The sequence below is a fragment of the Leptospira ainlahdjerensis genome, assembly GCF_016919175.1.
GTDB lineage: Bacteria > Spirochaetota > Leptospiria > Leptospirales > Leptospiraceae > Leptospira > Leptospira ainlahdjerensis.
The window spans coordinates 21,792-28,526 of sequence record NZ_JAFFPU010000007.1; the positions used below are offsets into that span (position 1 = coordinate 21,792).

The window sequence follows — 6,735 nt, forward strand, 5'->3', positions numbered from 1 at the left end:
TTATTGAATTGTTGCTTGTGGAATCCCGAACTTCATAGATCGAGAATCGCATTGAATATTTTACGTCCTGACGTCTCCATCTGAGACCTCAAAGACTCCGTATCGGGTCCAGGAACCCAACCCGCGGAACGAATAAAATCCGCGTGAACCCCTTGCCAAACCTGGAGCATAGGAGCCGTAACTTCCAGATGACACTGGATCCCAAAAATTCGATCTTGAACAGAAAACATCTGATTGGGATACATCTCGCTTTTGAGAAGATGTTTGCCGCCCTTCGGAATCGTAAACACGTCCTCGTGAAGATGAAAGGCGGGAAAGGAAGAAGTCCCGTTCAAAACCGGATGAGAATCCTGGATGCTCACGTTGGAGAATCCGACCTCGGGTCCCTTCTTTCCCACACTCACTTCTCCACCTAAAGCTTTTGCTATGATTTGAGAACCGAGACAAATTCCGATCACCTTTCGATTGGGCATCGATGACGCATAACGCACCAAGTTGAACCAAGGTTCAAAAAAAGAAAAAAGCGCCGGGTCCGCGACCGATTGTGGACCTCCCAACAAAATGATCAGATCAAAGATCAGGTGCGCGTCCGGGATGGGTTGAATTCTCGTATCATAAGCGTTGTGATACGAAATTCTATAATTTCTTTCTTTCAAAGAATCCAAAAGGATTCCTGGACCTTCGCAGTCCTTAAAACGAACGATCAAACTTCTCATGAAGATCCAGCCATCCTTTTGAAAAAGAGAACTTTCTGATCCGTAGAGAGTTTGGCTGGATTTGCTTCTTCGCTGATCGGACCAATAAAATTATAATAGAGAACGAAAGGTTTTGTTTTGAAAAGAAGTGTTTCCGGAGTTCCAGTAACGATCGAATTGGATCGACTCACACGAAACGGTTTTTTCATCAGAAGAATCGGAACTTGAATTCCAAACTTACGAGCTTCTTCCTGCACCAAAGGTTTTGCCTTTGTAAGCAAGTCCTCTTCCGTCATGGTTTCGGGATCGTCGAAAAAAAGAGCGGGATCTACGGCCATGTAGAATTGGATCTTAGGATCCTTTTGCATTTCTTGGTAGAGGTAGTTGAGGGCCGGGAGTTCCTTGATACAAGGGACACAATTTGGTCCGTAAACGTTCAGAACCAAACGGGGAGCGGTGACTTCGGAAAGTTTGATTTCCTTTCCCTCCAGAGTCACCCCTTGGAAACTCTGAACTCCCAAATTGGGTTGTTCGGAAGGCGCACACTGGAAGAGGCAAACTGTGGTGAGAATAAAAAGGGCAAATCGGTTCATCAATGCTACATAACTTCCAGATAAAGGGGGAAAGAAAAGGCGGAAATCTGGTTCCGAATTCATGGATAATACCAAAGGAAAGCGTTCCGGCTCTAAATTCAAGGAATAAACAAGAACCTCTGGTTGGCTCAAAACCTTGGCGGCGGCCCGGCCGGATGTCCCGAAAAAAGACCCTTATGAGACATAATTTGATCGATTTTACAGTTTTTTTCTGAGGATCCCAAAAAAGAGTTCTCTCTGAAATGAGGACGATAAGGGTTTGACAACTACTCTACCCTTGATTTCCTGGTATTTTGAACGTCCTTTCGACTCTACCAGGGAATCCGAATGAACCAACTTAATCCTGAATTTGACATCGTAACTCTCATCGAACTCGCAAAACGCAACAAGTATGAAAAAGCCGTTGCCGGATTCCACACGCTGGACCGAATCGAAAGATTAGAACTCCCTAAAAAGATCAAAGCTCGAAAATTAGCCGTTCAAGCGATGTATGCCCTCGCGAGCGAAGAAGTTCAGTATGGTTACTTCACAAAAGAAGAAAGAATCGTACTCGACCAAGAGGCAAACATCACAAACGCGTCCTATTCTAAATTTAACGGACTTTTTGAAGCTCCTCAAGCACCGATCGCAGAAGAAGATACGGAAGAAGATTTTATCCCAGAAGAAGCTCCTCGCCCGATCTTGGATGGTGACGAAGACGAAGACGGTCTCGACGCCGATGAAGATGAGGAAGAAGAAGAGGACGAGGATGATGAGGAAGACGAGGATGAAGATGACGACGACGAAGACGAGGAAGAAAAACTCGATGACGACGACGAAGAGGAAGAAGTAGCCGAGAAAAAAGAGGACTAATAAGAGGTCTTTCGCTTATCTACCGTCTCATTTCCAATCCAAACGGAACCCTGAACTTAGAGGAAACCCAATCGGGTTTCCTTTTTCATTCTAGATTCAATCCCACATCCGAAGGAGAAAGACTCTCCGAACAAATTCCGATGCCGGAATCGCCAAAGGAAACAATTCTAATCTTTGGATTTGCGCTCGGTTATCACGTTGAATCCTATCTCAACAAAAGGGAAACACCGGTTCATCTTCTCATCCTAGAACCGATCTCTTCTCTCAAACCGATCGCCGAAAAATTCTTTGATCGACTGCTGCGTTCTTATTCCGAAAAAGGACACCAAATTCGGATGATCTTCGGTTTGGATTCTTTTTTAGAACATCCCCTCACTCACTGGCTTTCAGAAGGCACAAACAAAGTCACTCCGTTCTTACATCCGGTTTATACGCGGAAATTCCCGGATCTTACGGTTCACTTTTTGGATTCCCTCAAACAGAATTCTCAAACCTCCCAAAATCAAACCGCAAAAGATTACTTTCAAAAAATCTGGATTCGAAACGAGGTCAGAAACGTTTCGAGTATATTCAAGAATTTGAATTCTTCCGGAATTATCTCGGGAGCCAAGGACAATTTTTTCCAGGACCAGACATTACTCTTCACCGGTGCGAGTCCTTCTTTGGAAGGAGAAACCGATTGGATTCTTAAATACAGAAATCGATTTCATCTTCTTGCTTCCGACACTTCTCTGGGTTGGCTTGTCGCTTCGGGAATCGTTCCGGACATGGTTTTGAGCATCGATTCTTCTCGAGGAACGTTATTTCACTTTCGAAACATTCTTCCTCCCGACGTTCCGATCGTTACTTGGTTCGGCGGTTCCGCGCATCTTTTCGATCTTCCGAATCCGAAGTGGATCTACTTTTCCACTCATCCTTTGGATCAAACGTTACGCGCCCTCTTCTTTCCCGAAGCTCCGATTCTGGAGAATCCGTCCCTGAATATGGCCGGGATCGCGGTTTCTTTCGCCAAACAACTCGCATACGGAAGAATGTTTTTGAAAGGTGTGGACTTTCAGAGAAGCGGCGGTCGAACTCATTGCCGTTCCACGGGTTATGAATCCTATGACCGGCTCCATCTTTCCCGGAAGAAAACCCTTTTTGGAATTCGTTATCAGAAATCGGACGCTTGGGACCGAAGATTCTCCGTTTTAGAAATTCTGAAACGGGAAGCGCCGGAACTTTTTCAAACCGAACTTGTGTCTGACCTTCCGGAGGCTGAAAAAAAGGAAGTTCGTTCCGGCTTGATTTTGGAAGATCCTCGGAAAATTCAGATTCCGAACTGGATTCGATTTTGCATCGCACATCCGGAATTTCAAGGAAAGAACTATTTTTCTTCTCGGATCCAGAGATTCGTTTTTAGATAAGTCGAATTTCCTTTTTTAGTAATTCTTGCCGGGATCGATATAACCTCTTGACATTTCCAGAGAAAGCGACGCAATTCTCTTTCTGAAGAGACTTTCCGATTTGGGAACGGGATTATGAATAAAGGTTATATCATTTGTGTCGATGATGAAGTATCGGTATTGGAAACGATCCAGCAGCAGCTCCGAAACGAGTTTGGAGAAAGCCACGAAATCGAAACCGCAAGCAGCGCGGAAGAAGGTTTGGCTTTGATGGAAGAGATCCAACAATCCGGTTACGTGATCGAAGTGATTATCGCCGATCAGGTGATGCCGGGAATGAAAGGATCTCAGTTTTTAGAGGAAGTTCATAGAAGACTTCCCGATTCCATCAAGATCATGCTCACGGGTCAAGCCGGTCTGGATTCCGCGATTCATGCGATCAATTACGGTGGTCTCAGCCGATATGTGGAGAAACCTTGGAATATCGAAGAACTCACGGGAGATATTCGATTCCTAATCGAAAAATTCCGTCAAAATTTAGAAAACCAACACTTAATCAATGAACTCAACAGAAAGATCCAAGAACTGGAAGAACAAAATTCCAAACTCCAGAAATAATTCGAAAAAGACCGTTCGAAAACTCGTGAAGTACATTCCATTTTTTGCAACGATTCTTTTGATTTGTTTTACGAATCAGAAGACATTCTCCGCCCCTCAATCCAAACCCGCAAAACAACTTTCCGAAGAACAAATTCTAAAGAAGAAGGACATCCTACTTCAAGTTTTGAAGTACGGAACGACTAAGGAAAGAGCGATGGCTCTTCGGGAGTTGGAGGACTTCCCTCCCGAACATTCCGGAGTTCTAATAGACCAGCTCGGAAAAATTTTGGAAAAAGATCCGGATTGGATGATGAAAGTCTACGCGATCCGAACGGTTTCCGATCTCAAACTTTCGCAGTTCAGCGATCAAATTCTTAAACTTTTAAAAAGTGAACAACCGGACATTCAAAGAGAATCGATCTATGCGACTAAAAAACTCAAACTTGAAAAGGGAGCTCCGATTCTTTTTGAGATTCTAAAAACGCAGGATTTTACAAAAAACTCGAATCTCACCGTCGGAGTTCTGGACGCACTCGGAGAATTTCCTCCTCAGGATGAGGCTTCCACGTTTCTTCTTGCGAGACTCAACGAAAACTTCAACGACCCCGAAATCCGCGCTCAAATCGCTCTCTTCTTCGGGAAGAATAAGGATAAAAAAGCGGAAGGTGCTCTTCTGGAAATTTACAAGGACGCGAAGGAGCCGATTACTCTAAGAAGTTTTTCCGTAAGTTCCTTAGGAAAGATGAAAGCTCTTTCTTCCATGCCTACGATCAAGGAAGAATTGGACAAGATCCGAAACATCAAAAGTAAGAACGAAGTCAAAGACTATCAGCCTCTGAAAATCCATTCGATCACCGCTCTTGTTTCTATGGGAGACAAGGATATATTAGAAGAATTGTATGCTTACGCAAGAGACGACGATCCGGTCGTGAGACTCAGGGCTATCAAACATCTCACCGACACAGGAGATATGTCAGTCCTTGAAATTTTAGAATACAAGGCTCAGAGAGATCCGAGTGAAAAAGTAAAAAAAGCCGCGAAGATGGCCATAGAGAAATTGAAAAAAGGAGAATCCGGAAACGATCTCGATCTGAAAGAATCCGATTCTCCAAAATACAAAGCGGGAAACCGAGAAAGACCGATTCGCTCGGGAGATCCTTCCCCAATTCCTGGAACTTCTACCGCTCCTTCCGATGGAGGATCACCTTCCCCTGGAGGCGCTTCTCCGGGAGGAAAAGGAGAAGCGGAAGAGTTAGAGGACGGGATTTGAATTCTAAAATTCTGAAATCCAAAAAGGGGATCGTTTTGATCCTCTTTTTTGTTTGTATCTCCGGCGTTTTTGCGCAAGAAGTCCAGAGAGCCGCAGCGACGTATCGAAGCTCCATTTCTTTTGAAGAAAAAAGAATCGCAGACATTAAAGAATCCTTAACTACCGAATCTCCCAATTTTCCGGAAACGATCAAATTATTCTTCCAAGAACTCAAAGGAAACTACGCGGTCTTTTACGACTGGAACGGAGAAACCGTATATTACAAATATAGAATTAACAAATTCGACAAGTCTCGTGCAAGAATGGTTCGAAAACTCGCCGAAGGCGCAGCCTATGAAGTGAGAGGAAGATGGGAAGGAATGATCGTCTACCAGGTTTCCACGATTCCACTTTTTAAAAAAGCCTCCGAAGTCACACTCGAAGATAAAAAAGGAAGATTCTCGATCCCGGTTTATGATCTGGGAGAATTTAGAGAGCTCGCTCTGGATGAAATCATATACTAAAAGTCTGATTCTTTTTGTTTTTTGTTTTTTGTCTTTCTCAGAGACTCCGGCCTTAGATCCGTTGGATCCAAATCTTGCTTATTACTCTCCATCCACTCCCTTTGTTTTGAATCTTTTGAAAATCCGTTTTCCGGAAAAAGGAGAAGTCAAAACAAACGGGAACGGAAATCACTGGAAAGTAATTCCAACTCAAGGCAGGGCTTGGATGTTAATCCTTCGAGAATGGGAAGGCCCATTAAGAGAAGATTCTTTAATGTCGCTTTTGAAAAATTTGTTCCCGAATTCCAAAGACTTCACCAGCCCAAAACTGGGCGGAATGCTCGGGATCGGCGCCGAAAGAAAAGAAATTGTTTCTGGAAATCCTCTCACAGTTCGTTATTATCTCTTTCAAAAAAAAGAAAAGATCGTCTCGATCTACCTCGCTTTCGATTCTGAGAACAAAACGATCTCTGATTTTTTTCAAACTCCGAAAAACTTTCTCGAACCGATTTCTCAAGATTCTTTTTAAATCCTTCCAAAAGAAATTCACTTGAAGAAGAAGTCTTCTCAGAAAAACTGGAAACTCTCCGGGCCTATAGCTCAGTTGGTTAGAGCGGCAGACTCATAATCTGCGGGTCGAAGGTTCAAGGAAACTCAGCGGATGCCTCTCTACGGATCGGCATCCATCTTCCGGGCCCAATGGAGTAAAACTTTCCTCTTTTTAAATTCAAACCTCTGAATGCAACTTCTTGTAGAAATTCACTTGAAGAACAAGACTTCCCAGAAAAACTGGAAACTCTCCGGGCCTATAGCTCAGTTGGTTAGAGCGGCAGACTCATAATCTGCGGGTCGAAGGTT

Annotated in this window: 7 protein-coding genes, 1 tRNA gene and 1 pseudogene; 7 read left to right on the forward strand and 2 right to left on the reverse strand. The window is 43.8% G+C overall.

Annotation, left to right across the window (positions count from 1 at the left end; all coding sequences use genetic code 11):
- Nucleotides 1–32: 32 nt before the first annotated feature.
- Complete coding sequence (locus tag JWG45_RS02000) at nucleotides 33–716, reverse strand: type 1 glutamine amidotransferase (protein WP_205278118.1); 684 nt, start codon at nucleotides 714–716, stop codon at nucleotides 33–35.
- Nucleotides 713–1,351: a TlpA family protein disulfide reductase gene (locus tag JWG45_RS02005; protein ID WP_205278119.1), complete on the reverse strand. Its 639-nt coding sequence runs from the start codon at nucleotides 1,349–1,351 to the stop codon at nucleotides 713–715. The genes JWG45_RS02000 and JWG45_RS02005 overlap by 4 nt, the downstream gene beginning before the upstream one ends.
- A 196-nt stretch (nucleotides 1,352–1,547) precedes the next feature.
- Between JWG45_RS02005 and JWG45_RS02010 the strand changes: the two are divergent.
- From JWG45_RS02010 to JWG45_RS02040, 7 genes and pseudogenes are all read left to right on the forward strand, one after another.
- A pseudogene (locus tag JWG45_RS02010) lies at nucleotides 1,548–2,140 on the forward strand (DNA primase).
- A gap of 140 nt (nucleotides 2,141–2,280) precedes the next feature.
- A complete protein-coding gene (locus JWG45_RS02015; RefSeq protein WP_205278121.1) occupies nucleotides 2,281–3,546 on the forward strand; it encodes a 6-hydroxymethylpterin diphosphokinase MptE-like protein in 1,266 nt (421 codons plus the stop codon).
- 114 nt (nucleotides 3,547–3,660) lie between these two features.
- A complete protein-coding gene (locus JWG45_RS02020; protein WP_205276371.1) occupies nucleotides 3,661–4,143 on the forward strand; it encodes a response regulator in 483 nt (160 codons plus the stop codon).
- Entirely contained in the window at nucleotides 4,085–5,395 is a 1,311-nt protein-coding gene (locus JWG45_RS02025) for a HEAT repeat domain-containing protein (protein WP_205278122.1), read from the forward strand. The genes JWG45_RS02020 and JWG45_RS02025 overlap by 59 nt, the downstream gene beginning before the upstream one ends.
- An 11-nt stretch (nucleotides 5,396–5,406) precedes the next feature.
- Nucleotides 5,407–5,898, forward strand: a complete 492-nt coding sequence (locus JWG45_RS02030) for an LIC_11959 family protein (RefSeq protein ID WP_232380469.1) — start codon at nucleotides 5,407–5,409, stop codon at nucleotides 5,896–5,898.
- The gene (locus tag JWG45_RS02035; RefSeq protein ID WP_408611587.1) at nucleotides 5,882–6,406 is read left to right on the forward strand and encodes a hypothetical protein; all 525 of its coding nucleotides are present in this window, start codon (nucleotides 5,882–5,884) and stop codon (nucleotides 6,404–6,406) included. The genes JWG45_RS02030 and JWG45_RS02035 overlap by 17 nt, the downstream gene beginning before the upstream one ends.
- Before the next feature lie 60 nt (nucleotides 6,407–6,466).
- Nucleotides 6,467–6,576 (forward strand) — tRNA-Met (locus JWG45_RS02040).
- Nucleotides 6,577–6,735: the final 159 nt, after the last annotated feature.